The sequence below is a fragment of the Thioclava sp. DLFJ5-1 genome (assembly GCF_002020115.1).
In the GTDB taxonomy this organism is placed as follows: Bacteria; Pseudomonadota; Alphaproteobacteria; order Rhodobacterales; family Rhodobacteraceae; genus Thioclava; species Thioclava sediminum.
Window position 1 is genome coordinate 156,029 of the sequence record NZ_MPZU01000004.1, and the last position, 25,103, is coordinate 181,131.

At 65.0% G+C, this 25,103-nt stretch carries 20 protein-coding genes and 1 tRNA gene; 7 read left to right on the forward strand and 14 right to left on the reverse strand.

Annotated features, from left to right (window positions below; translation table 11 throughout):
• Nucleotides 1–54: 54 nt before the first annotated feature.
• From BMI86_RS13580 to chvE, 8 genes are all read right to left on the reverse strand, one after another.
• Entirely contained in the window at nucleotides 55–903 is an 849-nt protein-coding gene (locus tag BMI86_RS13580) for an SMP-30/gluconolactonase/LRE family protein (protein ID WP_143594807.1), read from the reverse strand.
• 24 nt (nucleotides 904–927) lie between these two features.
• Nucleotides 928–2,445: an aldehyde dehydrogenase (NADP(+)) gene (locus BMI86_RS13585; protein ID WP_078541885.1), complete on the reverse strand. Its 1,518-nt coding sequence runs from the start codon at nucleotides 2,443–2,445 to the stop codon at nucleotides 928–930.
• 10 nt (nucleotides 2,446–2,455) lie between these two features.
• Nucleotides 2,456–3,367 carry a Gfo/Idh/MocA family oxidoreductase gene (locus BMI86_RS13590; RefSeq protein ID WP_078541886.1) on the reverse strand — a complete coding sequence of 304 codons (912 nt, stop codon included), beginning with the start codon at nucleotides 3,365–3,367 and terminating at the stop codon, nucleotides 2,456–2,458.
• The gene (gene araD / locus BMI86_RS13595) at nucleotides 3,367–5,109 is read right to left on the reverse strand and encodes an L-arabinonate dehydratase (RefSeq protein ID WP_078541887.1); all 1,743 of its coding nucleotides are present in this window, start codon (nucleotides 5,107–5,109) and stop codon (nucleotides 3,367–3,369) included. Before araD ends, BMI86_RS13590 begins: the two co-directional genes overlap by 1 nt.
• A gap of 8 nt (nucleotides 5,110–5,117) precedes the next feature.
• Complete coding sequence (araD1, locus tag BMI86_RS13600; RefSeq protein ID WP_078541888.1) at nucleotides 5,118–6,104, reverse strand: AraD1 family protein; 987 nt, start codon at nucleotides 6,102–6,104, stop codon at nucleotides 5,118–5,120.
• Nucleotide 6,105: 1 nt separating this feature from the next.
• Nucleotides 6,106–7,308 carry a multiple monosaccharide ABC transporter permease gene (gene mmsB / locus BMI86_RS13605; protein ID WP_078541889.1) on the reverse strand — a complete coding sequence of 401 codons (1,203 nt, stop codon included), beginning with the start codon at nucleotides 7,306–7,308 and terminating at the stop codon, nucleotides 6,106–6,108.
• Nucleotides 7,309–7,316: 8 nt separating this feature from the next.
• A complete protein-coding gene (mmsA, locus tag BMI86_RS13610; protein ID WP_078541890.1) occupies nucleotides 7,317–8,837 on the reverse strand; it encodes a multiple monosaccharide ABC transporter ATP-binding protein in 1,521 nt (506 codons plus the stop codon).
• Nucleotides 8,838–8,919: 82 nt separating this feature from the next.
• Nucleotides 8,920–9,975 (reverse strand): multiple monosaccharide ABC transporter substrate-binding protein, encoded by a 1,056-nt coding sequence (gene chvE / locus BMI86_RS13615; protein ID WP_078541891.1) that lies wholly within the window; start codon nucleotides 9,973–9,975, stop codon nucleotides 8,920–8,922.
• A gap of 153 nt (nucleotides 9,976–10,128) precedes the next feature.
• On the opposite strand from chvE, the gene BMI86_RS13620 reads away from it, so the two are divergent.
• A complete protein-coding gene (locus tag BMI86_RS13620; protein WP_246831724.1) occupies nucleotides 10,129–11,043 on the forward strand; it encodes a LysR family transcriptional regulator in 915 nt (304 codons plus the stop codon).
• A 42-nt stretch (nucleotides 11,044–11,085) separates the two neighbouring features.
• Here the strand turns inward: BMI86_RS13620 and BMI86_RS13625 are convergent, their stop codons facing one another.
• On the reverse strand, nucleotides 11,086–12,723 hold the full coding sequence (locus BMI86_RS13625; RefSeq protein ID WP_078541893.1) for a Na/Pi cotransporter family protein: 1,638 nt from the start codon (nucleotides 12,721–12,723) through the stop codon (nucleotides 11,086–11,088).
• A 181-nt stretch (nucleotides 12,724–12,904) separates the two neighbouring features.
• Between BMI86_RS13625 and BMI86_RS13630 the strand changes: the two genes are divergently transcribed.
• The 5 genes from BMI86_RS13630 (at nucleotide 12,905) to BMI86_RS13650 (ending at nucleotide 19,219) form a co-directional block, all read left to right on the forward strand.
• Complete coding sequence (locus tag BMI86_RS13630; protein ID WP_246831712.1) at nucleotides 12,905–13,687, forward strand: DeoR/GlpR family DNA-binding transcription regulator; 783 nt, start codon at nucleotides 12,905–12,907, stop codon at nucleotides 13,685–13,687.
• A 116-nt stretch (nucleotides 13,688–13,803) separates the two neighbouring features.
• Nucleotides 13,804–14,703, forward strand: a complete 900-nt coding sequence (locus BMI86_RS13635) for an HAD-IIA family hydrolase (RefSeq protein ID WP_348638955.1) — start codon at nucleotides 13,804–13,806, stop codon at nucleotides 14,701–14,703.
• Between the two features lie 141 nt (nucleotides 14,704–14,844).
• On the forward strand, nucleotides 14,845–15,834 hold the full coding sequence (locus BMI86_RS13640; RefSeq protein ID WP_078541895.1) for a PAS domain S-box protein: 990 nt from the start codon (nucleotides 14,845–14,847) through the stop codon (nucleotides 15,832–15,834).
• Between the two features lie 169 nt (nucleotides 15,835–16,003).
• Nucleotides 16,004–17,248: an MFS transporter gene (locus BMI86_RS13645; RefSeq protein ID WP_078541896.1), complete on the forward strand. Its 1,245-nt coding sequence runs from the start codon at nucleotides 16,004–16,006 to the stop codon at nucleotides 17,246–17,248.
• 132 nt (nucleotides 17,249–17,380) lie between these two features.
• On the forward strand, nucleotides 17,381–19,219 hold the full coding sequence (locus tag BMI86_RS13650) for a heavy metal translocating P-type ATPase (protein ID WP_078541897.1): 1,839 nt from the start codon (nucleotides 17,381–17,383) through the stop codon (nucleotides 19,217–19,219).
• Nucleotides 19,220–19,267: 48 nt separating this feature from the next.
• On the opposite strand, the gene BMI86_RS13655 is transcribed toward BMI86_RS13650, so the two are convergent.
• From BMI86_RS13655 to BMI86_RS13675, 5 genes are all read right to left on the reverse strand, one after another.
• The gene (locus BMI86_RS13655) at nucleotides 19,268–19,741 is read right to left on the reverse strand and encodes a glycine zipper 2TM domain-containing protein (protein ID WP_078541898.1); all 474 of its coding nucleotides are present in this window, start codon (nucleotides 19,739–19,741) and stop codon (nucleotides 19,268–19,270) included.
• Nucleotides 19,742–20,241: 500 nt separating this feature from the next.
• A tRNA-Arg gene (locus tag BMI86_RS13660) sits at nucleotides 20,242–20,318 on the reverse strand.
• A 42-nt stretch (nucleotides 20,319–20,360) separates the two neighbouring features.
• The gene (locus tag BMI86_RS13665; RefSeq protein ID WP_078520315.1) at nucleotides 20,361–20,828 is read right to left on the reverse strand and encodes a GNAT family N-acetyltransferase; all 468 of its coding nucleotides are present in this window, start codon (nucleotides 20,826–20,828) and stop codon (nucleotides 20,361–20,363) included.
• A gap of 68 nt (nucleotides 20,829–20,896) precedes the next feature.
• Nucleotides 20,897–21,718, reverse strand: coding sequence for a lytic transglycosylase domain-containing protein (locus tag BMI86_RS13670; RefSeq protein WP_246831713.1), 822 nt, complete (start codon nucleotides 21,716–21,718; stop codon nucleotides 20,897–20,899).
• A gap of 128 nt (nucleotides 21,719–21,846) precedes the next feature.
• Nucleotides 21,847–22,695 (reverse strand): hypothetical protein, encoded by an 849-nt coding sequence (locus tag BMI86_RS13675; RefSeq protein WP_078541900.1) that lies wholly within the window; start codon nucleotides 22,693–22,695, stop codon nucleotides 21,847–21,849.
• Between the two features lie 159 nt (nucleotides 22,696–22,854).
• Here BMI86_RS13675 and BMI86_RS13680 point away from each other — a divergent pair, with 159 nt between their 5' ends.
• Nucleotides 22,855–24,927: a [FeFe] hydrogenase, group A gene (locus BMI86_RS13680; protein ID WP_078541901.1), complete on the forward strand. Its 2,073-nt coding sequence runs from the start codon at nucleotides 22,855–22,857 to the stop codon at nucleotides 24,925–24,927.
• Nucleotides 24,928–25,103: the final 176 nt, after the last annotated feature.

Genomic DNA, 25,103 nt, shown 5'->3' on the forward strand with positions numbered 1-25,103 from the left:
CTCACCTGGCAGGGCCGACGCGCAGACGTCGCCCGGCTCACCCGGCGGCGGGGCTCACAAGATCACGTGCGGCTCGGGCACACCGACGACCGGCGCGCGCAGCAGATAGGACAGACCCTGATCCGCATCGGGATCGGTCATCCCCTCCAGCGCGCTCGTGACCAGCACGTCGCGCATATCCGCGCCGCCGAAGGCCGGACAGGTGCTGTTCTTCCCCGGCAAATCGAGATGATGGGTCATGCGGCCTTCCGCATCGAAACGGGCCACCCGCCCCGAACTCCAAAGCGCACACCAGAAGCCACCCTCTGCATCGACCACCGCGCCGTCGGGGTAGAGACCCTCGGATGACAGATCGAGAAAAAGCCGACGCTCGCCCTCGGGCCAGCCCTCCGCATCGAGCGACTGACACCAGACCTTCCGGCTGGGCGTATCCGCGAAATAGGCCGTGCGACCATCGAGCGTGAAGCAGATCGCGTTGGGGATCGAAATCTCCGAGACGAGGCGGCGCAGCTCGCCCCGATAATAGCGATAGATCGTGCCGCGCCCGCGCTCGGCCTCTTTGCCCATCGTGCCGAACCAGAAGCCGCCCTGCCGATCCGCCCGCCCGTCATTCGAGCGGGTGCCGGGATCGTCGGACTCCACTTCGACGAGCGGCTCCAGCGTGCCCTCGCCGATGTGGAACAGCGACAGGCCAGTCTCGGTCGCGAGGATCATTCGCTCGCGATCCACCCAGCCTGCCGCAGAGGCCATGCCCTCGAACTGCCATTCGAGCGGCCCGTTGGCATCGCGCGTCAGCAGCTTGCGGTTCAGGATATCGAACCAGAAGAACTGGCTGCGCTCGGGATGCCAGAACGGCCCCTCGCCCAGTTCGCAAACCCTGTCATCGAACACGCTCATATGAATCCTCCCGCGATTTGCGGAAGCCTCTCACCCCTGCAGGTCTTCGGGCAAGAGGTTCTCGGGAATGTTCTGGAAACAAACGGGCCGCAGGAAACGCCGGATCGCGAGCGTGCCGACGCTGGTCGCGCCGAAATTCGTGGACGCCGGGTAAGGCCCGCCATGGACCATCGCGTCGCAGACCTCCACGCCGGTCGGGAACCCATTCGCGAGCACCCGGCCCGCCTTGCGCTCCAGCACCGGCAGCAGCCGTCCGGCCAGCGCCGCATCGCCGTCATCCATATGCAGCGTCGCGGTCAACTGCCCCGAGAAGCTGCGCGCGACCTTCACCATCTCGTCGTCATCCTTGACCGTCACGATCAGACCAAGCGGGCCGAACACCTCCTCAGAGAGAACCTCGTTCTCCAGCCAGTCGGCGGCGGAGACGCGGAACAGGTAGGGCTTGGCCTCGCGCCGGTCACAGACCTGAGTGAGCAATTGCTGAACGCCGCCAGCTTCCTCGAACCGCGCGGCGCCCTTGGTATAGGCTTCGGCGATGCCGTCGGTCAGCATGACCTGCGAGCCACCGGCCTCGAGCGCTGCGAGGGCCGCGTTCACGAAACTCTCGCCCTCGGTGCCTTCCCTGACGACCACGATGCCGGGATTGGTGCAGAACTGGCCCGCCCCCATCATCAGCGAGGCCGCCCAGCCCACGCCCAGATCCTCACCGCGCGCTTTGATCGCTTCGGGCAGCATGAACATCGGGTTGACCGAGCCCAGTTCGCCGAAGAAGGGGATCGGCTCGGGACGCTGCGCGCAAAGGTCATAAAGCGCCTTGCCGCCGCCCAAGCTGCCGGTGAAGCCCACCGCCTTGATCAGCGGGTGTTGCACCAGCCCCTGCCCCACATCATGCGAGCCGCCTTGGACGAGGCTGAACACGCCCTTGGGCATTCCGCAGTTCTCGACGGCGGCCTTGATCGCTTCGGCCACGATCTCTCCGGTGCCGGGATGCGCCGGATGGCCCTTCACCACGACCGGGCAGCCCGCCGCCAGCGCCGAGGCCGTGTCGCCGCCCGCCGTCGAAAACGCGAGCGGGAAGTTCGACGCGCCGAAGACCGCAACCGGGCCGATGGGACGTTGGATCATCCGCAGATCGGGGCGCGGCAGCGGCTGGCGATCGGGCAGCGCCTTGTCGTGGCGGCGATCCAGATAGTCGCCCTTGCGGATGTGATCCGCAAACATCCGTAGTTGGCCGGTGGTGCGCCCGCGCTCGCCATTCAGGCGCGCTTCGGGCAGACCGCTTTCCTGCGTGCCGATTTCGGTAATCGCCTCACCGCGCGCTTCGATCTCGTCGGCAATCATCTCGAGGAACTTGGCGCGGGTTTCGCGGCTCGAATAGCCATAGTCCCAAAACGCATCCTCGGCCGCTTCGCAGGCGGCATTCACCATCTCGACCGTGCCCATGCAGAACTCATGCGAGGGCCCATGCGCCGGATCAGACGTGAAACGGGTTTCGGTCTTTACCCAATCGCCTGCGATCAGATGCTTGCCATGCGGGGTATAGGTCATTTGGTATCCTTCAGAATTCGAAGTCTTCAACAGCGGTGCGGCGGCCCAGCAGGAACGCATCGGCCACATGCACCATCGGCGCGAGATCCACATCGGATGCGCCTTGCCGCACCAGCTCTGCCATGCGGGCATAGAGTGCGGGGTATTCTTCCATGATGCTCTCGGCACCCTCGGCTTTCGCGCCGCCGATCTCAAGGACGTTGCCACCAAGGCGCAACGCCATCGACCCGGCATCGGTTTCCAGCTCGATATCCCAGGTCTGGGGGCCTTCCTGTCGCCAGTCGAAATCCGCCTCGATCGCGCCGGTAAAGTTCAGCCGCACGGCGATGGGGGCCTGTCGGTTGGCGGGAAACTCCAGCTCCGCCGAGGTCAGGTGAACCGGCGCGGGCAGGATTTCCGTCAGGATCGAGAGCGCGTTGATGCCCGGATCGAAAACGCCCATGCCGCCGGGCTCGAACACCCAGTCCTGCCCGGGATGCCATTTGCGCACATCCTCGCGCCATGTGATCCGGCCAGACTGCACCTTGCGATCCGCAAGCCACGCCTTGGCGGCGGCCACCGCATGGGCCATGCGCGAATGCCATGTCGCGAACAGCGTGAGGCCCCGCGCAGAGGCCATCGCCTCAAGCGTATGCACCTCGGCCAAGGTCGCCCCGGGCGGCTTTTCGAGCATCACGTGCCGCCCGGCTTCAAGCGCTGCGCGCGCAGCCAGAAAGCGCGGCACGGGCGGCAGGCAGAGGCTCACCACCTCAATCTCGGGATGGGCGGAGAGCATCTCCTCCATCTGCGTATAGGCGGGCACCCCCTCGACCGTCCCATGCCGCGAGACCGTCGCGGCCAGTTCCCAATCGGAGCTGGCAGCGATTGCGGGCACGTGCTGATCCAGAGCGATCTTGCCGATGCCGACGAGCGCGAGTTTCATCAGTGGCTGTCCTTTCCGACCGGGTTGCCCCGGCAGCCGACGAGGAAATCGAGATCCGCCCCGGTATCGGCACCCATCACATGCGCCTGATGCAGCCACGCATAGCCGCCATCGGGCCGCTCATGGCTCGGCTGCCACTCGGCAAGGCGCTCGGCCAGCTCCGCGTCCGAGATTTCGAGCGTCAGGCTCCGGTTCGGCACGTCGAGCGCGATCATGTCGCCGTTCTGCACGACCGCCAGCGGCCCTCCGGCTGCCGCCTCGGGCGAAGTATGCAGCACGACCGTGCCATAGGCCGTCCCCGACATCCGCGCATCCGAGATGCGGACCATATCGGTGATGCCCTTCTTCAGCACTTTCGGCGGCAGACCCATGTTGCCCACCTCGGACATGCCCGGGTAGCCCTTGGGCCCGCAATTCTTCAGCACCATCACGCAGGTCTCGTCGATATCGAGCGCGTCGTCGTTGATCTTCGCCTTGTAGTCGTCGATATCCTCGAAGACGACGGCGCGCCCACGGTGTGTCAGCAGATGCGGGCTCGCCGCAGAGGGTTTGAGCACCGCCCCTTTCGGCGCGAGATTGCCGCGCACCACCGCGATGCCGCCCTGATCGGTCAACGGTTTGTCGGCGGGCAGGATCACGTCCTCGTTCCAGTTCACGACGTCCTTGACCTCGTCCCAGATCGCCCCGCCGGACACGGTCAGCGCATCCTTGTGCAGCTGCCCCGCCTCGCCAAGACGCTTCAGCACGACCGGCAGACCGCCCGCGTAGAAGAACTCTTCCATCAGGTATTTGCCCGACGGCATCAGGTTCACGATGGTCTTCACATCGCGCCCGCAGCGGTCCCAGTCATCGAGCGTGACATCCACACCGACGCGCCCCGCCAGCGCCAGCAGATGCACCACCGCATTGGTCGAGCCGCCGATCGCGCCATTGGTGCGGATCGCGTTCTCGAAAGCCTGCTTGGTCATGATGTCGGAGGGTTTCAGATCGTCCTTCACCATCTGCACGATGCGGCGGCCCGAAAGCTGCGCCATCACGCGGCGGCGGCTGTCCACCGCCGGGATCGCGGCATTGCCCGACAGCGCCATGCCAAGCGCCTCGGCCATGCTCGCCATCGTCGAAGCCGTGCCCATCGTGTTGCAGGTGCCCGAGGATCGGCTCATCGACGCCTCGGCTTCGAGGAATTCCTCCTGCGTCATCTCGCCCGCCTTTACGGCCTCGGAGAATTTCCACAGATGCGTGCCCGAGCCCACACGCTCGCCCCGGAAATAGCCGTTCAGCATCGGCCCGCCGGTCACGACGATGGACGGGATATCGCAGCTCGCCGCCGCCATCATCAGCGACGGCGTGGTCTTGTCGCAGCCCACCAGAAGCACCGCCCCGTCCATCGGCTGGCCGCGGATCGTCTCTTCGATCGCAAGGGCTGCAAGATTGCGAAACATCATCGCGGTCGGGCGGAACGTGTTCTCCGAGGCTGAGAAGACCGGCACTTCGACCGGGAAGCCACCGGCCTCCCAGATGCCCGCCTTCACCTTCTCGGCCAGCTCGCGCAAGTGGCCGTTGCAGGGCGTCAGATCCGACCATGTGTTGAGGATGCCGATGATCGGGCGCCCGTCGAACAGGTCATGCGGATAGCCTTGGTTCTTCATCCAGCCGCGGTGATAGATCGTGTCGCGCGTATTGCCGCCATACCATTCCTGCGAACGCAGTTTGCGGGGCCAAGGGGCGGGTGTGAAAGCCATATCGGACCTCAGAGGCTGGCGACGGCCACGGGGGCCGATGCGTCGGAGTTGCGGGCGAGCGGATTGCGAAGGGGAAGACCGAAAGCGGGGCATTCGATCTCGAACACGTCCCCCGGTTCGGCGCTGATCCCGTCGGCGAAGCTGAGCGTCGCGGTGCCGAAGAAATGCACATGCACATCGCCCGGATCGCGGAAGGGCGCGTATTTGAAGTGATGATGTTCCAGATTGGCGATCGTGTGGGACATGTTCGCCTCGCCCGACAGGAACGGCTTTTCCCAAACCGTTTCGCCATCGCGCAGGATGCGGCTGGTGCCCTCGACGCTTTCGGGCAGATCGCCCACCAGCATCTCGGGGCCGAAGCTCGCCGGGCGCAGCTTGGAATGGGCGAGCCACAGGTAGTTGCCGCGCTCGGTGACGTGGTCGGAGAACTCGTTGCCAAGCGCGAAGCCCACACGGACCGGCTGCCCGTCGGGCGCGATCACGTAGAGCCCCGCGACCTCCGGCTCCTCGCCGCCGTCAAGCGCGAAGCTCGGCGAAGTCAGCGCAGCGCCCGGCGCGACTGCCGCCAGACCGTTGCCCTTGTAGAACCACTCGGGCTGGACACCCACCGAGCCAGCGGCGGGCTTTCCGCCCTCCAGCCCCATGCGGAACATCTTCATGCTGTCGGTCATCTCCTCGGTGACCTTGGTGTGCATCGCGTCGCGAGTGGAGGCGGAGCCCAGATGGGTCAGCCCCGTCCCGGTCAGATGCAGATGCGCGGCATCGGGATGATCGAGCGGCACCAGCATCCGCCCCTCGGCATAGGCAGCCTCTAGGTCCACCGCCTCCCCCTGCCCGCGCGCGGCGATCTCGGTCGCCAGATCGTGCCCGGCGGCGATCGCGGCCAGCGCCAGATCGCGGGTGGTGGAGACGTCCGGCACCAGATGCGCGGGGCCGTCTTCACGCACGGCCACGGCGCGCGATCCGTCGGCAAGGGTCAATTGCGAGAGCAACATCTCAGGCTTCCTTGTTCTTGTTGTAGACATCGAAGAAGACGGCGGCGAGCAGCACGAGTCCCTTGATGACCTGTTGGTAATCGATGCCAATCCCGAGGATCGACATGCCGTTGTTCATCACGCCCATGATGAAGGCGCCGACGACCGCGCCGATGATCTTGCCGGAACCGCCCGACATGGAGGCGCCCCCGATGAACACGGCCGCGATCACGTCGAGCTCCACCGCAAAGCCTGCTTTCGGCGTGGCGGTGTTCAGGCGTGCCGCGAAGACGAGACCGGCGAGCGCGGCCAGAAGGCCCATGTTCACGAAGGTGAGGAAGGTCAGCCGCTCGGTGCGGATGCCCGACAGCTTGGCCGCCTTGGAGTTGCCGCCCACCGCGTAGACCCGACGGCCCAGCGTGGTGCGTTCGGTCACGAAGACATAGATGATCGTCAGGATCACCATCGACAGCAACACATTCGGCAGGCCGCGGAACCATGCGAGCTTCCACGTTACGAAGAGAAGCGCCACGGCGACGATCGCATTACGCAGCACGAAGAGGCCAAGGGGTTCGCCCTCGATCCCGTAGCGCGCATCGCGCGACCGCGCCCGCAGGCCCAGCCACACCAAGAGCACCACAGCCGCGACACCGACCGCCAGTGCCAACGTGTTCGGACGTCCCACGCCGAACGGGTCGGCAATGAACCCGGTCGAGAGCGCCTGGAACGATTTCGGGAACGGGCCGATGGACTGCCCTTCGAGCAGCCAGAGCGATAGCCCGCGGAACACCAGCATCCCCGCCAGCGTCACGATGAAGGAGGGGATTTTCCAATAGGCCACGAAATAGCCCTGCACCGCGCCGATCGCCATGCCCATCACCAGACAAGCCGGGATCGCCACCGCGACCGGCAGGTCCATCGACACGATCAGCACCGCGGCGAAGGCCCCGATAAAGCCCATGACCGAGCCGACCGAGAGGTCGATATTGCCCCCCACGATCACCAGCAACATGCCCAGCGCCATGATGATGATGTAGCTGTTCTGCAGGAACAGGTTGGTGATGTTGACCGGTTTGAGCAGCGTGCCGCCCGTCACGATCTGGAAGAACAGCATGATCGCGATCAACGCAAACAGCAGTCCGTATTCGCGGATGTGGCGCGCGATGTAGGCGCCGATCCCAAGGCCTCCCGAAGGCTCGGAATTTGCTTGTTCGATCTGGTCCATGACTTTCCCTATTCCCTAACGATCAAGGACATGATGCGCTCCTGGCTCGCCTCTTCGGCGTTCAACTCGCCTACGAAGCTGCCCTCGTTCATCACGTAGATCCGGTCGGACATGCCCAGAAGTTCCGGCATCTCCGAAGAGATCATGATGACGGCCTTCCCGGCCGCGCTCAGTTCATTGATGATCCCGTAGATTTCGTATTTCGCGCCGACATCGATGCCGCGCGTCGGCTCGTCGAGGATCAGCACCTCCGGCTCGGTAAAGAGCCATTTCGCGAGCACGACCTTCTGCTGGTTGCCGCCCGAGAGGTTCATCACCTTCTGGAAGACCGAAGGCGTGCGGATATTGAGGTCCCGGCGGTATTTCTCGGCCACTTCGGTTTCGCGGAAGTCCTCGACCACGCCGTTCTTCGCCACGGCACTGAGATTGGCGAGGCTGGTGTTGCGCTGGATGGTTTCTTCGAGGATCAGCCCGAGGCTCTTGCGGTCCTCGGTGACATAGGCGAGCCCCGCTGCGATCGCGCGGTCAACGGTGGAGACATCCGCGGGCTTGCCGTGGATCAGCACCTCGCCCGAAATGTCGCGCCCGTAGCTGCGCCCGAAGACGCTCATTGCAAGCTCGGTGCGGCCCGAGCCCATCAGCCCCGCGATGCCGACCACCTCGCCGGCGCGCACATGCATCGACAGGTCGCGGATCATCTGGCGGTCGCGATGTTCGGGGTGGCGCACGTTCCAGTTCTTCAGCTCGAAGAGCACCTCGCCCGCACGACGGGTCCGGTCGGGGAAGCGATGCGCCATGTCGCGGCCCACCATGTCGCGCACGATGCGGTCTTCGGTGAGGTCACCGCCGCGCGCGTCGATGGTGGAGATCGTGGCGCCGTCGCGGATCACTGTCACGCTGTCGGCCACGCGCTTCACCTCGTTCAGCTTGTGGCTGATGATGATCGAGGTGACGCCCTGCGCCTTCAGTTCCAGCAGCAGATCCAGCAGCGCCTGACTGTCGGATTCCGACAGCGCCGCAGTCGGCTCGTCGAGGATCAAGAGGCGCACGTTCTTCGACAGCGCCTTCGCGATCTCGACAAGTTGCTGCTTGCCCACGCCGAGGCTGTCGACCAGCGTGCCGGGCGCCTCGCGCAGCCCGACCTTCTTCAGCAGGCCTTCGGTCTGCTGGAAGGTCTCCTGCCAGTTGATCACGCCGCTCTGGGCGCGCTCATTGCCCAGATAGATGTTCTCGGCAATCGACAGAAGCGGCACGAGCGCCAGTTCCTGATGGATAATGATGATACCGCGATCTTCGCTGTCGCGGATATCGCGGAATTCGGCAGCGGCGCCGTCATAGACGATCTCGCCCTCGTAGCTGCCTGCGGGATAGACGCCTGAGAGCACTTTCATCAGGGTCGATTTTCCCGCGCCGTTCTCGCCGCAGATCGCGTGGATTTCACCGTCACGGACCGCGATCGAGACGTCGTCGAGCGCTTTCACACCAGGAAAGGTCTTGGTGATGTTGCGCATTTCAAGAAGGGTGGTCATCCGACCTCTCCGGCGTCAAATCGAGTGGGGGACCGGCCGCCCCGAAGGGCGACCAGCGCGTGGCAAGTCGGGGAGGCCCGGCTTACTCGATCTGATCTTTGGTGTAGTAACCGGAGCCGATCAGAACCTTTTCCCAGTTCGATTTGTCCACCGGCACCGGCTGGAGCAGGTAGGACGGGATCACCTTGACGCCGTTGTCATAGGTCTCGGTGTCGTTGATCTCGGGCTCGCCGCCCTTGAGCATCGCGTTGACCATGCCGACGGTGACTTTCGCCAGTTCGCGGGTGTCCTTGAAGATGGTCGAATATTGCTCGCCCGCGAGGATCGATTTCACCGAAGGCACTTCAGCGTCCTGACCGGTGACGATCGGCATCTTCATGTCGCCCGAGCCGTAGCCCACGCCCTTGAGCGAGGACAGGATACCGATGGACAGCCCGTCATAGGGCGAGAGCACACCCTGCACCTGCTTGTCGGTGTAGTTGGCCGACAGAAGGTTATCCATGCGCGACTGTGCGACCGCACCGTCCCAGCGCAGCGTGCCGACCGTGTCCATGCCCATCTGCCCGGACGGGATCACGACATCGCCCGAGTCGATGAGCGGCTGCAGCACCGACATCGCGCCGTTATAGAAGAAGTAGGCGTTGTTATCGTCCGGCGAGCCGCCGAACAGTTCGACATTCCACGGCTTCGTGTCGGGGAAACGCTCCTTGAGCCCCTGCACCAGCGAATTGGCCTGCTCCACGCCGACCTTGAAGTTATCGAAGGTCGCGTAATAGTCGACATCCGGCGTGTCGCGGATCAGGCGGTCGTACGCGATGACCTTGATATCGGCGGCCTTCGCGTTGGCCAGAGCGTTCGACAGCGTCGTGCCGTCGATCGCCGCGATCACCAGAACGTCCACGCCCTTGGTGATCATGTTCTCGACTTGAGCGAGCTGGTTCGGAATATCGTCTTCCGCATATTGCAGGTCAGTGTCGTAGCCTGCGGCCTGGAACTGTTCGACCATCGAGTTGCCGTCAGAGATCCAGCGAGCCGACGATTTGGTCGGCATCGAGATGCCTACGGTTTCGGCCCAAGCTCCGGAACCGAGCATAGCGGTGCCGATCGCCAGCACTGCGGCGGCGGTTTTGATTTTCATGGTGTCCTCCCTATGACGGTGCGCGACCCGTCTGTCCTCCTCGCGCAGCCCGATACCGGGCGTGGGAGAAACACTAGCAATGTGAGAGCATGATGATAAAATTACATTCAACGCAATCTGCATACCGAAAGTGATATGCCCCTTTCTCACCTGATGCTGAAACCTGCGCAGCTGCGTCTCATCCGGGCGGTAGCAGAGTCCGGGCAACTCCAGCTCGCCGCCGAAAGCTGCGCCATGACCCAGCCGGCCGCGTCCCGGATGCTCGCCGAGGTGGAGCGCCGGGTCGACGCACCGCTGTTCACCCGGCAGCCCAAGGGGATGGAGCCGACAGAGATCGGTCTGGCCGTGTTGCGCCGCGCCCGGGCCGTTCTGCGCGAACTCGAGAGCATGGGCTCCGACATCGAGGCGCTGCGCAGCGGCCATGCCGGGCGCGTGCGGATCGGCGCGGTGACCGGTCCTGCGGTGGGCTATCTCGTGCCCGCGATCCGCGCCGTCAAACGCGCCTCGCCCGAGAGCGATATCTCGGTGGAGGTTCTGCCGTCACGCGATCTGTTGGGATATCTCGCGGCGGGAGAGATGGATTTCATCCTCGCCCGGGTTCTGCCCGAGTTCGACAGCGAGCTTTTCGACATCACCCCGATGCGCGACGAGAAAATCGTCTTTCTCGTGCGCGCAAATCACCCGCTGGCCCTCTCGCCCTTCGTCACGATGACCGAGCTTGGGGACTACGAATGGATCCTGCAACAGCGCGGCGCGCCGATCCGGGAGGCGACCTTCGAGGCCTTCGCAGCGCTGGGCCTCTCCGAGCCGCGCGACTGCGTGAACAGCCCGTCGCTGCTGTTCACCATCGCCTATCTCGCGCAAAGCGACGCCGTGGCCGCCGTCTCGGAAGAGGTTGCGCAGCTTCTGATCCGGGACCCGGTCAATGCGGGCTTCGCGGTTCTGCGCATCCAGCAGGAATTTCGGGTGTCGTCCTATTACCTGCTGGGCCTGCGCCGACGGCCCCTGTCTCCGCTCGCGCTGAGACTTCGTGAGGAGTTGCTTCAGCTCTCGGGGCAGGCAAGCTGACTTCAAACAGCGGCCACGTCCCCACATCCCCATCCGCTTAGCTCACCCGGTCAGGCGCGTTGCGCGCAGATCGCCTGCCTGTTCGAGGATTGGATAGGCGACATAGGTCACGTCCGTATTGATCTGCTTCAGCGCGCGCACGGTTTCCTGATGGATATTCGTGGTCTCGATAGAGGCGCTGTTATTCGCGCGCAGCCGGGCAAGGTGGGCCGCCTGCAACTCGGCCTCAGCGGCGCGAGTCCGGTCTTTCTCTTCGACCAACTGGCGCGCATCGTCGATCTCCCCCGACATCAGGACGTTCAGGGCAAGACGCGTGTTCGAGGTGACGCGGTCGTGGAAATCGGTCAGCTCCCGCAGCCCCTCATCCGAGAATGTCAGGCCGCGTTCGTGGATGCGCTGGGCGAGATCGACGAGATTGGTCGAAATCTGATCGCCCGCATCCTCGAGATGGTTCGCCACCATTGCGATCTCCATCGCGCGACGCGATTGTTCGGTGCTCAGCCGCGTCTCATTGAGCCGCGCGACATAGAGCTTGATTTCGTAATGCATGCGGTCGACTTCGCTCTCGTTGCGCTTGATACGGGCGGCGACCTCCGGATCCCAACGGACGAAAAGCCCGAGCGCCGGCTGCAGCATCTCCAAGACCTGCTCGCCCATGCGCAGCAACTCGCGCGCGGCATTGCCAAGGGCATGACCCGCGTCACCCAGCCCCTTTTCATCGAGCGCGGTGATCCGGGAGGGCGACAGGTCCTTGCGCTCGACGACGACCGCCTCGGCAAGGCGCAACACCCCAGGGATCAGCGGAAGCGACAGGATCGCGACGCCGAGGTTGAAGACCAGATGCAGGTTGATCACCTGCCGCGCCGTCGTCGCGCCCAGAAAGTCGAGCGCATGCGGGAAAGCCATCAGACCGATCAGCACCAGCGCGGCCCCGCCCCCGCGCAGGACGAAATTCGAGACCATGATGCGGCGCGGTATCGGATCGGCGGACAACGTCAGCATCACCGGGATGATCGCCCCGCCGAGGTTCGCGCCCAGCACCATCGCCGCTGCGCCCGTCCCCGGCAGCAGGCCCTGGCCCGCGAAGGTCACGAACATCAAGACCGCCGCGATCGAGGAATGCATCGCCCATGTCAGCAAGGCCCCGAGGACGAAGGCCGAGACGAGATCGCTACCCAGCCGGGTCAGCACCGCATCGACCAGTTCGCTGTCGCGCAGGGGCGCCGTCGCCTCGCCGATCAGACCGAGCGAGAGCAGCACCAGCGCCAGCCCCACGAAGATACGCCCCGCTTGGCGCGGACGGCGGGCTTTTGATTTGAGAAACAGCGTCACCCCGATCACGAGAAGCGCGGGCACCAGAACATGGATCGGCGAGAGCAGGATCTGCGCCACGATCGACGAGCCCAGATCGGCGCCCAGCACCAGCGCCACGCCCGACACGGCGGCCAACGTCCCGCTCGCGGCGAAACCGGCGGTCAGGATCGCGACGGCGGTCGAGCTTTGCAGCAGCATCGCCGCCCCCGTCCCCGCGGCCATCGCGCTGATCCGCGTGCCCGCCGTGCGGCGCAGGAACTGGCGCAGCGAGGCCATGAAGGCGCGCTCGACCCCGGTGCGGATCAAACGAACCGCCCAAAGCAGCAGCGCCACCGCGCCCGCGAGATTGATCAGGAAATAGATCATAAGCTCTCCCAAATCCCGCGTTCGGCTTCGGTTTCCCTCTACGACCACGCGGCTCTACCCCGTTAAACTGCATCAAAATGTGGGGTTCGCAACATTTTTCTTGAATTTATGCGGCATAGACCACATCAATTTTAAAGTTCGGTGAGTTTTCTCACCTTCGGGAAAAGCGATGGATGCGAGCGTGAAACAAGAGGGACAGCGACTGCGCAAACGCGACCGGCGCGAGCAGATCCTGTTCGAGTTGAAGCTGCGCCCCCACCTGCGCATCTCGCAACTCGCGGCGCAGTTCGGCGTCTCGACGGAGACGATCCGGCGCGACTTCGATGCGCTCGAAGAGAAGGGGCTGATCGACCGCGCGCATGGCGGGGCCTCGCGCCCCGATCCGGGCCATTACCCGACGCTGGACGAGCGCGAACGCGACCAGTTTCAGGAACGCGAGCGGATCGGGCGCATGGCCGCAGCGCAGGTCGCACCCGGCGAGACGCTGATGATCGATTCCGGCTCGACCACGCAGCAGATGGCCCGGTTTCTCGCCATGGCAGGCACGCCCTGCCGCGTCATCACCAATTCCCTGCCCATCGCGATGCTTCTGGGCGGGAGCGAGGGGGCGGAGGTGATCCTTGCCCCGGGGAATTACCTGCCGACGGAATCGGCGGTCGTGGGCGAAGAGACGCTCGAATTCCTGTCGCGCCATCACGTCGACCGAGCGGTGATCGGCGCGACCGCGCTCTCGATCGAGGGCGTGTCCGAGACCATTCCGGGCTTTGCCGCGATCAAGCGCGTGATGCTTGCGCAGGCGCAGGCCGGAATGCTGCTGATCCTCGGGTCGAAATTCGGCATTCACGGCTTCACCCGCGCCGCCACGCTAGGCGCGCTCGCCTCGGTGGTGGCGGACCGCGCCCCGCCCGCCGATCTGAAAGAGGCGCTGCGCGAGAACGCCGTGGAGGTGTTGCTCGCGAAGTGACGCCTCTGACAAGGGCAGGAATGCCAGCGCGCCGCACGCCTGAACCTGCTGGTGATCCTTGCCGCAGTAGTGGTAAGCGAACGGATATCGGCGAAGGTGCAAGGGACGATCCTCTGATGACAATGACCGCGCAGGAAGCGCTCGTAGCTTATGAGCGCGCGCGCCATCGACTGCCCTCCCCGGGCGCGGGCACGACAAGCCAGATGGCCCGCGATCTCTCGGAACTTGCCGATCTGTTCGACGTCTTCCTGCTCGATGCGTTCGGCGTGCTCAATATCGGCGAGACCGCGATCGAAGGCACGCCCGAGCGCGTCGCGGCGCTGCAAGCGCAGGGCAAGCGGGTGATGGTCGTGTCGAACGCGGCGGGCGTCCCGCATGACAGCCTGATGCGGAAATACGCACGGCTCGGCTATGACTTCGCGCCCGAGGATGTCGTCACCAGTCGCACCGCTCTCGTTGCAGCCCTGCGCGAAGCGCCTGCCCGGGCCTGGGGCCTGATGGCGAGCCAAACGACGGGCGATGACGAGCTGGATCAGTTCGACGTCACATGGCTCGCCGAAGACCGCACCGCCTATGACGCGGCCGAAGGCTTCCTGCTGATCGGCGCGGCGGACTGGACCGAAGAGCGACAAGACCTGCTCGAAGCGTCCCTCCGCGACAACCCGCGCCCGGTCTGGGTCGGCAATCCCGATATCGTCGCCCCCCGTGAGGTCGGGTTCTCGCAGGAGCCGGGTCACTTCGCGCATAGGCTCGCCGATGCGACGGGCATCTCGCCCGAGTTCTACGGCAAGCCTTTCAACAATATCTACGACATCGCCTTCGCGCGTCTCGGTCCGGTCGATCCTGCGCGCGTGCTGATGGTGGGCGACAGCCTGCACACCGACATTCTCGGCGCACAGGCGACCGGAATCCGCTCTGCCCTGATCGCGGGATACGGTTTCTTCGGCGGCGAAGACGCGCAGGCGGCCATCGCCTCCTGCGGCATCGTTCCGGATTTCGTTCTGGAACGACCGTGAGCGCGTCGCCGCTGACCCCGGCGAAATGATATGATTTTTCAAAGCCATCGCGCGCGCTCCCGCCCCGACCGCGATGGGCTATACTTGATATGCACCTTTTAGTATGTGTGTCCCCCGAGGAGCACGGAGGCCAGACCTGTCATGGACTCACCAGAAAGCATCCAACAGCATTTGGCTGCGATTGTGGAAGGCTCGGAAGATGCGATTGTCACCAAGGACCTCAACAGCATCATCCTGAGCTGGAATCGCGGCGCGGAAAACCTGTTCGGCTACACTGCCAAAGAAGCCATCGGTCAGCCGATCACGATCATCTTTCCCGACGACCGGATGGATGAGGAGGTCGATTTCATCGCCCGTCTGCGGCGCGGCGAGCGGATCGCCAATTACGAGACGATCCGCCAGCGCAAGGACGGCAGCCCCGTTCCGGTGTCTCTGACCGTCTCGCCCGTGCGCGATGCCGATGGCCAAGTCGTCGGCGCGTCGAAGATCGCGCGCGACATCACCTTGCAACACCAACTGGCGGAGCAGCAAAGGCTGCTGCTGTCCGAGATGCGCCACAGGGTCGGCAACGCCTTCGCCGTGGCCGCGTCCCTGATTGCCGTCGCCGCGCGGCAGGCAGACAGCGCAGAGCAGCTCAGTTCCGAGATGCGCAGCCGCCTGCACGCGATCGCGTCGCTCAACTCGATGACCGTGAACGACCCTTCGGGTGAACAACCCGATGGCATGCCGCTGTCCTATCTCGTGAGCACCATCCTGAAACCCTTCAGCGAAGGGGCGAGCGTCCAGACCTCGCTTCCGGATATTCAGGTGCGCCCTGCCGCGATCACGCCCCTGACGCTCGTTCTCTTCGAGCTCGCGACGAATTCGGTGAAATATGGGGGCCTGTCGCAGAGCGGCCACGGCGTCGAGATTAGCGCAGAGATCGAGGACGAGCGCTTTAGGCTCGCATGGAAAGAGCCCGGCATCACCGAATCGGGATCCGGCAAGGACGAAAACAAAGGGTTCGGCACATCGCTTTGTCGGCTCACCGTGTCCACCTCGCTAGGCGGTAGCTTCTCGCGCGATTTCACGCCAGACGGATTGATCGCGACCCTGGACCTCGACCTGGCCATGGTAGCGCAGATGCCGTGAGGCCACCGGACACGGAACTGCCCCTGCAGACCGAGGTTTTTGGGCCACGATTTGCGTCCGGCCCGAAGAAAAGGCTACCTATGTCGCGAAGATAAAAAGAAAATCGCGAGGCTCGACCATGGCACCGGACGGAAGCACAGCAAAACCGGCGGAGCTTCGGCATCGGATCATGGCCGGTTTCATCGGCAACGTGGTCGAATGGTATGACTTCGCGCTCTACGGCTATCTTGCAGGCGTCATCGCCCCGGTCTTCTTTCCGTCCAACGACCCGACTGCGGGCCTGATCGCGACTTACGGGATCTTCGCGGCCGGTTTCCTGATGCGCCCGCTTGGCGCAGCGGTATTCGGCTGGTTCGGCGACCGCTATGGGCGCGCGCGCACGATGCAGATATCGGTTGTGATGATGGCGATGCCGACGCTGTTTCTGGGCATATTGCCGACCTACGCGCAGGTCGGCGTTCTGGCGCCGGCGCTTCTGGTTCTGGTGCGCCTGTTGCAGGGCCTGTCGGTCGGTGGGGAGTTCTCGTCTTCGGCCACATATCTTGTCGAAACCGCGCCCCTGAAGAAACGCGGCCTGACGGGGAGCTGGGCCAATATCGGCTCCATGTCGGGCTCGCTTCTGGGGGTCGGGGCAGCAGCGCTCGTGACGAACCTCTTCGATGCGCAGACGCTTGCGGATTGGGCGTGGCGTCTGCCCTTCCTCGGCGGCGCGCTCCTTGGCACAGTGGCAATCCTGATCCGCCGCAACCTGCACACATCAGAGCATTTCCAGCAGCATCACGCGGGGCGCGACGAGACATCGCCTCTGCTCGAAGCCTTCACGACGAACCGCAGAGAGACGCTTCTGGCGGTGGCCTTCGCGGCCAGCTACGGCACCTGCTACTACATCGCCTTCGTCTATCTTCCGGAATGGCTGTCGGGTCAGGGCTTGATGGCGCGGGACACGGCGCTGCTGATCAACACCGCGATGACGGTCCTCGTGATCCCGGCGATGCCGCTGGCGGCGATCGTGGGCGACCGGTGGGTGCCGCGTCGGGTCTGGATCGCCCTGGCGATCGGGCTGCTGGCGCTGGTCGCATGGCCTCTGCACGAATGGATGCTCGTGTCGGGCGGCGCATTGCTGCCCGTGGTCATCGCCCATGCGGTGACCTTCCTCCTGTTGGCCGTGCCGCTGGGCTCCGGCCCCGCACTGTTCGCGGAAATGTTCCCCGAGCGGGACCGGCTCTCGGGCTATTCCGTCGCCTTCAATATCGGCCTCGGCATCTTCGGGGGCCTCACGCCGATGATCGCCACGAGCCTCATCGCCGCGACCGGCATGGTCACCGCCCCCGCGCTTTACATGCTCGTGGCGGGTTTGATCGCTGTGATCGCGCTCGTCTTCACTCCGGATCGCAGCCGCGCGCCTTTGCGCTGACCGAAGCACATTCGCGAAACCGAATTGGAGGCTGGACCGATCACCGGGATGCGCTATCACGGTGACGGCGCGCACGCTTTGGAGATGTGAGGCGCCATCGACCGTGAGACGTGCAGAAGGACCACAGACCGGATGGAACAGCGCGGAACCGACCGTCTGAAGCTCGCCCTCCTCGCGCTTGCTGTAGCGGCGCTGGTGGTGGGCCTCGCCTTCTGGGCGGCTGGCGCGGACGCCTTGGCGAAAGCCAGTTGGATCGTTGGCGTCGTGCCCACCCTTGCCGCGCTTGTTTTTGAGATCTCCCGCAGCCTCCGCCGCGGCGAAGTCGGTCTGGATATCGTGGCCGCACTCTCGATGACGGCCGCCCTCGTCTTCGACGAAACGCTCGCCGCGGCGGTCGTGGCGGTCATGTATTCCGGCGGCACCTTTCTTGAGAGCTTCGCCGAGGGCCGCGCCCGGCGTGAGATGCACGACCTTCTCTCGCGTGTCCCGCGGACCGCGACCCGGCATCGTGACGGCGGGCTGGAGGATATTCCGCTCGACGAGATCGCCCCCGGGGATCGGCTGCTGATCCATCAGGGCGACGTGGTGCCGGTGGACGGGACATTGGCCTCCGAGACGGCCTTTCTGGACACCTCGGCACTGACCGGGGAGTCTCTGCCGGTGCGTCTGGCGCATGGGGCCGACGTCATGAGCGGCTCGACCAATGCGGGCGAGGCGTTCGATCTGTTGGCGGTGCGGCCTGCGAAGGACAGTACCTATGCCGGGATCGTCCGGCTAGTCGAGGAAGCCCAGGCCTCCAAGGCGCCGATGTCGCGCCTCGCGGATCGCTGGTCTCTGGGCTTTCTGGTGGTCACCCTCGTCATCGCCTTCGCGGCCTGGTGGTTCACCGGAGACCCGATCCGGGCCGTTGCGGTTCTCGTGGTCGCCACGCCCTGCCCGCTGATCCTCGCCGTGCCGGTCGCTCTGGTCGCGGGGCTCTCGCGCGCGGCGCATTACGGCGTGCTGATCAAGGGGGCGGGACCGCTCGAGACGATGGCGCGCATCGGCACGCTGGTCCTCGACAAGACCGGCACGCTGACCGAAGGCCGCCCGCAGATCGTGTCGATCGACAGTCACGACGGGATGGAGGAGGACGAGATCCTGCGCCTCGCCGCAGCCCTCGATCAGGCCTCGAAACACCCGGTGGCACAGGCGATCGTCACCGCCGCGAAAGAGCGCGGTTTCACCCTGCCCGTCCCGTCGGATGTGGCGGAAATCGCGGGCGAAGGTGTCGTGGGCCATGTCGAAGGGCGCAAGGTCATCGTGGGCGGCGACGATTTCGTGGCGGCACGCGTCGGGCGCAAACCGGGGGACCACCCGACGATGGCCGCCGGGGCGGTTCTCGTCGCGGTCGCCGTGGACGGGCGCATGGCCGGGCATCTGGTGATGGCCGATCCGCTGCGCGACGATGCGGGCGCCATGCTCGACGGGCTGCGCCACGAGGGGATCGAACGGATTCTGCTCGCCACCGGCGACCGGACGGATGTGGCCGAACGCGTGACCGAGGGGCTCGGCCTCGACGGGCTGCGCGCAGGCCTCACACCGGACCAGAAAGTTCTCCTCGTGCTCTCCGAGCGCAAACACGGGCCGGTCATGATGGTGGGCGATGGCGTGAACGACGCGCCCGCGCTTGCCGCCGCAGATGTCGGTGTCGCCATGGGCGCGCGCGGGGCCGCCGCCTCGGCGGAAGCGGCCGATGTGGTGCTTCTCGTCGACCGGATCGATCAACTGCGCGCGGGCATCGAAATCGCCGCATCCTCGCGGCGGATCGCCTTCGAGAGCGTCGCCGCCGGGATCGGCCTCTCGGTGCTCGGCATGATCGCGGCCGCCTATGGCTACCTCACGCCGGTGGAGGGCGCCATCTTGCAGGAGGCGATCGACGTCGCCGTGATCCTGAACGCCCTGCGCGCCCTTCGGATCAGGCCCAAGTGAGGACGCAAAACGACGTCGCACCCTCACTCAAGCCTGTGCCCAGTGGCGTTATCGCAGGTAAACCTGATTGCCGCTGCGCACGACGCTCACCCTGTCACCGACGCGGAACTGGTTCGACATTTGGATGACCGTAATCGAACCACCATTGTCGAGCCGCACGGTCCACGCATAGGACGTGTAGGTGCCGCCTTGGCTGGCGACGTTGCTGCCGATAATTGTGCCCGCGATCGCGCCCGCGCCGGTCATCACGTCCTTGCCGGTTCCGGAGCCGAACTGGTGCCCGATCACCGCGCCGACGAGGCCGCCCGTGACCGCGCCGACGATCTGGTCGCCGTCTGTGGTGCGGCGCATCGTGACCGGCTGCACCGAAACGATGCGGCCATATTCGATGCTGTCATAGCTGTAGGTGGTGCGCGGGCCGGGGCCGGGACCGGTATAGGGACCGTTCGCATAGGGACCCGGCGTCGGGTTGCAGGCGGCAACGCTCAGCGCCGCAGGCAGAACAAGAAGAAAAATACGCATTTTGAACCTCCATGGTAGCTCCGCCGCATGCCTTTGACATCCGGGCGTAAAAGAAGCTTGCCGCGATTCAGAGCGCGTTTCCTTGTTTTCGGACAATGAGGTTGAATAAGTCGCAGGCGGAGGCCTGAGTGGGGAAACGGAGGAGCAGCGTTCAAGAAAAGGCAAAAATCCACTAAATATTGTACCAAACGTTGCGCGATGCACTACGGGAGACTATATATCGTTGTGGAGCGTAAGCTAAAAACGCAACAAAGAGATGCATAGCTAAACGGGGCAGAAGCCTGCGCTGGGACGCGCTCCAAAGCAGGCATAACGTAACCGAGAGGTTCGCTATGCTGGACATCGCGACGTTGGCAAATGTCAGCGACATCGTAGGGGCAGTTGCCTCTGTTCTGACGCTGGTGATTATGATCGCCGCTAGATAACACAAAGGCCGTCCCGACGGGGCGGCCTATTTACTATTTAGCTTGCTCAGCAGCTACTAGTTCTGAATTCTAATTTGGCGATCCCTCGAGGACTCGAACCCCGAACCTGCTGATTAGAAGTCAGCTGCTCTATCCAGTTGAGCTAAGGGACCGCGTGGCCCCCTAAATGCGCGATCGGGGCGCGTGGTGCAAGTTCAGATCGCGCGCATCAGGAAGACGGAATTCGGATCGGGCTGGTAGCCGACATAAGGCCCGCATTCGGCGAAGCCCGCACGCAGGTAAAGCTGGCGCGCCGGGGCGAAGGAGTCCTGCGATCCGGTCTCGAGATAGAGCCGCGCCATCCCTTCGTCGCGCGCCGCCGCGATCAGCGCCTCGAGCATCCGCCGCGCGAGCCCCTGCCCGCGCATCTCGGAGAGGATATGCATCGATTTGATCTCGCCCTCATCGGGCGCGATGCGCTTCAGCGCGCCCATGCCAACCGGGCGCCCCGCCTGCCGCATCACGAAGAAGGAAATGCCGGGCGCAGCCAGCGCATCTGGCGGCAGCATATGGATCGACTCGGGCGGCGTATCTTCGTGCATCGCCGCAGCGTGGCGGGCGTGAAGCTCTGCAAGATCCGCGCCCAGCGGGGTTTCGCGCGCGATTTCGATCGTGTCTTCCATGGGGCGTCCTCATCCGTATCGGCGGCAGATTAGGCGCGGGGCGCGCTAGCCTCCAGCGCGAAAACGCCTCAGTTGCGGATGACTTTGCAGAACCCGCCCTGTCCGCGGATTTTCTCGCAGGTCGCCAGCGCCTCTTTGCGCGAACCTGCCGGGACTTGCGCGGTGTATTGCGCGCGCCGGCCGAAGCCCGGCATCACCGCGCGCACGAAGCGCAGCTTGGCGTCCCCAATCGCGCCGGAATGACGCGCCGCGGCCCGTTTCCCGAACACCTCAGCCGACCGCTGGGTGCGCCCGGCGGCCACGATCACGCCCCAGGGCGGGACAGGATCGCGGAATTCCCGGATCGCCCGGCCCTTCGCCAGTTTGGTGCAGGCCGCAAGGAAAGGCGTCTCCCCATCGAGCCGGTAATCCACCTCCTCGGGCGGGGCGTCGCGCCAATCCTCCGCGGAATGGCCCGTGATTGCGCGCACATAGGCGCGGGTCTCGCCCGCAAGCCCGCCGGTCTTTGCGATGAACCCCGCCGCGCGGTCCTCGCCGCCGTTATAGCCGATCGCCGCGAGACCGGGATTGCCGAAGCGCGTCGCCATCTCGGCCAGATAGCGCGCCGACGCTTCGATCGCTTCGGCGGGGTTGAACGGGTCGGCAAGCGCGCGCAGCCGCGCCGTGCCGGGCATGAACTGCGCGATCCCCTGCGCACCCGCGGGGCTGATTGCCGCCGGATCAAACCGGCTTTCGCGCCAGAGAAGCCGCGCGAAATAGCCCGGGTCGATCCCCGCCTCCTGCGCCGCGTTTTCTATAAGCCCGCAGGTATCGGCGAAATAGTTTTTCAGCCCGATGCAGCGGCGCCCGTCCTCGGTGCAGCGCAGATCGGGCGCCGGAGGTCCGATCATCGCCCGCACAGGCTGTGCGTTCAGCGTCCCCGCGAGGACACAGAAAAACAGGGCTGAGAGGAGGATTTTCATGGCTGAAAATTAGCGGGAATTCCGGCATGGCGCCAGAGCGACGTCGAGGCCGAGCCTTAGTCGCGCAGCACACCTGCGGCGGCGAGCACTTCGCGGTCCGGGCGCCAGATATCGCGATGCGGTGTCGCGAAGGCGCGTGTGGAGAAGCTGGCCGTCACGCCCCGATCGCGCAGGAAGGCGCGGTCGATCGCTTCCTCTTTCGCGACATCGATCGGCAGCGGATAGGCTTTCAAGCTATAGCCGTGAAAGCCCAGCGTGCCCTCCGGCCCAAGATCGCGATGCGCGCCCGCCATGAAGATCAGCGTGCAGGCGGAATAGCAGCGTTTCGTCACCTGCGTGCTCAGCCCCCGCGCCAGCACGCGTTGCGCCAGCGCCCGCGCGGCGAAGACCTGCCCGCCGGCACTGTCGAGATCGACCGCCGAGACGCCCGTCGCCGGGGTCGCCTCGAACCGCGCCAGAAGATCGTAGCCGATATCACCGGTCAGATAAGCGACGCCGTTGCGCACCTCCAAAGGCTGCGGCCCCGCGTAGGCGATCGGCGCCAGGGCAGTGGTCTGCCGCGCGGCCTGATCGAGCGCATGGGCCACCGTCACCACCGCGACCGCCACCACCGCCACGCGCCCCGCCAGCAGCACATGCCCCTGCGCCTGCGCGTCGATCCAATGCGACAGGCTGCGCCACGCGCCCACCAGTTGCCACAGCGCCAGTGTCATATCCGCGAGGAACAGCAACGCGAAAAGCGGCGTCGAGAGCGGCGATGACAAGGCGTGCCACAGCTCGGCGACAGCCAACCGCCCACCGATCAGCACTACGACGAGCGCGATCCATGGCGGGCACTCGCCCTGCCAGTAGCTGCCGAGACCCCAGTGTGAGGCGGGCTGAAATATCCGGGTGGCTCGGGCCATTTACGTCGTCCTTTCGAGCACCATCGGCTTTCAGTGTAGCACGACTGACCCGAAAATTGGGAAACTGCTGGAAAGGACGCGATTGCGGGCGGGCCGAAGGCGGGACTTCTGCCGCGAGCCATGCCTCTGCTATACTAAAGAGACGGGAGGTCCCTTCGCATGATCACGCTTACGATCAACGGGCGGCACGTCGAAGTCGACGAGGGCAGCAGCTTGCTGGAGGCGGCGAAGCAGGCGGGCATCCATGTCCCGACGCTGTGCCATTATCCCGGCCTGCCCGCCCATGCCGTGTGCCGCATGTGCCTCGTGGAGATTGAGGGCACCCATAATCCGCAACCGGCCTGCCGCACTCTGGCGAAGGAGGGCGATGTCGTGGCGACGGACACCGAGGCGCTGGCAGCCTTTCGGAAAGCCGATGCGCAATGGCTGCTCGCGCGTCATCCCAATGACTGCATGCGCTGCGAGGTGAACGGGGCGTGCCAGCTCCAGCGTCTTGTCCATGAGAACCAATGGGAGGAGCGTTGGCCGAAGATGCCCGCGGGGGCGCCTGCCGCCTCGGAAGAGCTCGCGACCGATCATACCTCCCCCAGCATCTGGCGCGATCTGTCGAAATGCATCGAATGCGGGCTTTGCGCGGAGGTCTGCGGCGACAGCGTGCAGAACCAGAATGTCATCGGGTTCGCCAATCGCGGATTTGACCGCCGCCCCGTCACGGTCTTCGACGTGCCGCTGTCGCAGACCAATTGCATCTCCTGCGGCCAGTGCACGCTTGTCTGCCCTGTCGGCGCGCTGATCGAGGCTCCGCATTGGCACGCGGTGCTGCACACGCTCGACGCCCATCGGCGCGTCTCCGTCGTTCAGGTGGCCCCGGCGACCCGCATCGCCATCAGCGAGGAATTCGGACTGGAGCCGGGCACCGTCAGCACGGGGCGCTTGATCAACGCGCTGCGACTCTTGGGGTTCGATTACGTATTCGACACCAATTTCGCCGCCGATCTCACGATCATGGAGGAAGGCACCGAACTGCTGTCGCGGCTCGAAGCCGGGACGGAGCTCCCGCTGTTCACCTCCTGCTGTCCGGGCTGGGTGAATTGGGTCGAGTTGAACCGCCCCGATCTTCTGCCGCATCTGAGCACGACCAAATCCCCCCAGCAGATGCATGGCGCGATCGCGAAACGGGGCCGTTTTTCACGCTCCCTCGGGCCCGATTTCGCGGACGGCAAAGCCGAGCCCTATGTCGTGAGCGTGATGCCCTGCACCGCCAAGAAGGACGAGGCCCAGCGCCCCGGCGTCTCCGGCGACGTGGATCATGTGCTCACCACCCGCGAACTGGCGCGGATGATCCGGTCGCGGGGCATCCCGTTCGGGGCGCTCTCCGAGGACGGGCAATTCGACAGCCCGCTGGGCGAGAGCACCGGGGCCGCCCAGATATTCGGCGCCTCCGGCGGTGTCATGGAGGCGATGGTCCGCACGGCTGCGCATTTCAAAGGGGTCGAGCACGATCTGCCGCTGGAATGGGAGGCGCTGCGCGGCGTCCGCGAGGGCGTGAAAACCGCCACCATTCCCGGCGTCGGCACGGTGGCCGTGTGCAACGGGATCGCGTCGGCCCAGCGCATGCTGGAAGACGAGGCATGGCGCGACGACTATGTCGCGATCGAAGTCATGGCCTGCGTCGGCGGCTGCCTCGGCGGCGGTGGCGAGCCGAAATCCATGGACCCGCATATTTTGCAAAAACGCGCCAAGGCGATCTACAGTGTGGATGCGAAGGCGCCGCGCCGTCGCTCCTATGAGAATGCGGATGTGCAGGCGCTTTACGCCTCGGAACTGGGCGCGCCGAACTCGCCGACCGCGCACCGTCTGCTTCACACCCATTACGCCGCCAGACGTTCCGAGCGCTCGCTGCTGATGCGCTTTCTGGATTGCGTGGACCGGCGCGATGGTGCGGCGGCCGCAAAGCTGTTTCATCCCGACGGGGTTTGGTCGACCGCCTCTCCCTTCGGCGTGCTGACCGGCGCGGAAGAGATCGCGGGGCTCATCAACGCCAAGCTCCCGCCGAACCTGCGCGGCGCGAAATATGCGCGTCATCAGATGGAGCGCGCCTCGGATATCGACGATCTCACGGTCCTCGCCCCCGACGGGAGCCGCAGCCGCTTCGATCTGGAGCTGAGCACCGTGGAAGCTGACGGCTATTCTCAGACGGTGATCCAGACCCTCACGCGCACCGTCCTTTGACACTCTCCTGCGCAGGCTTTCCGCGTCGAGAGTAAAGACAGGTCACAAATTCATCGCCCCAGCGATCACAAGCGCGTTTCTTTTTCCTTTCTTGTTCTAGAGCAAAGCCATAGCGGGCGACGGGGTTCATGCTCCGGCACGTAGTAAACCTGCCCTGCCCTGCGGGAAGAGACACC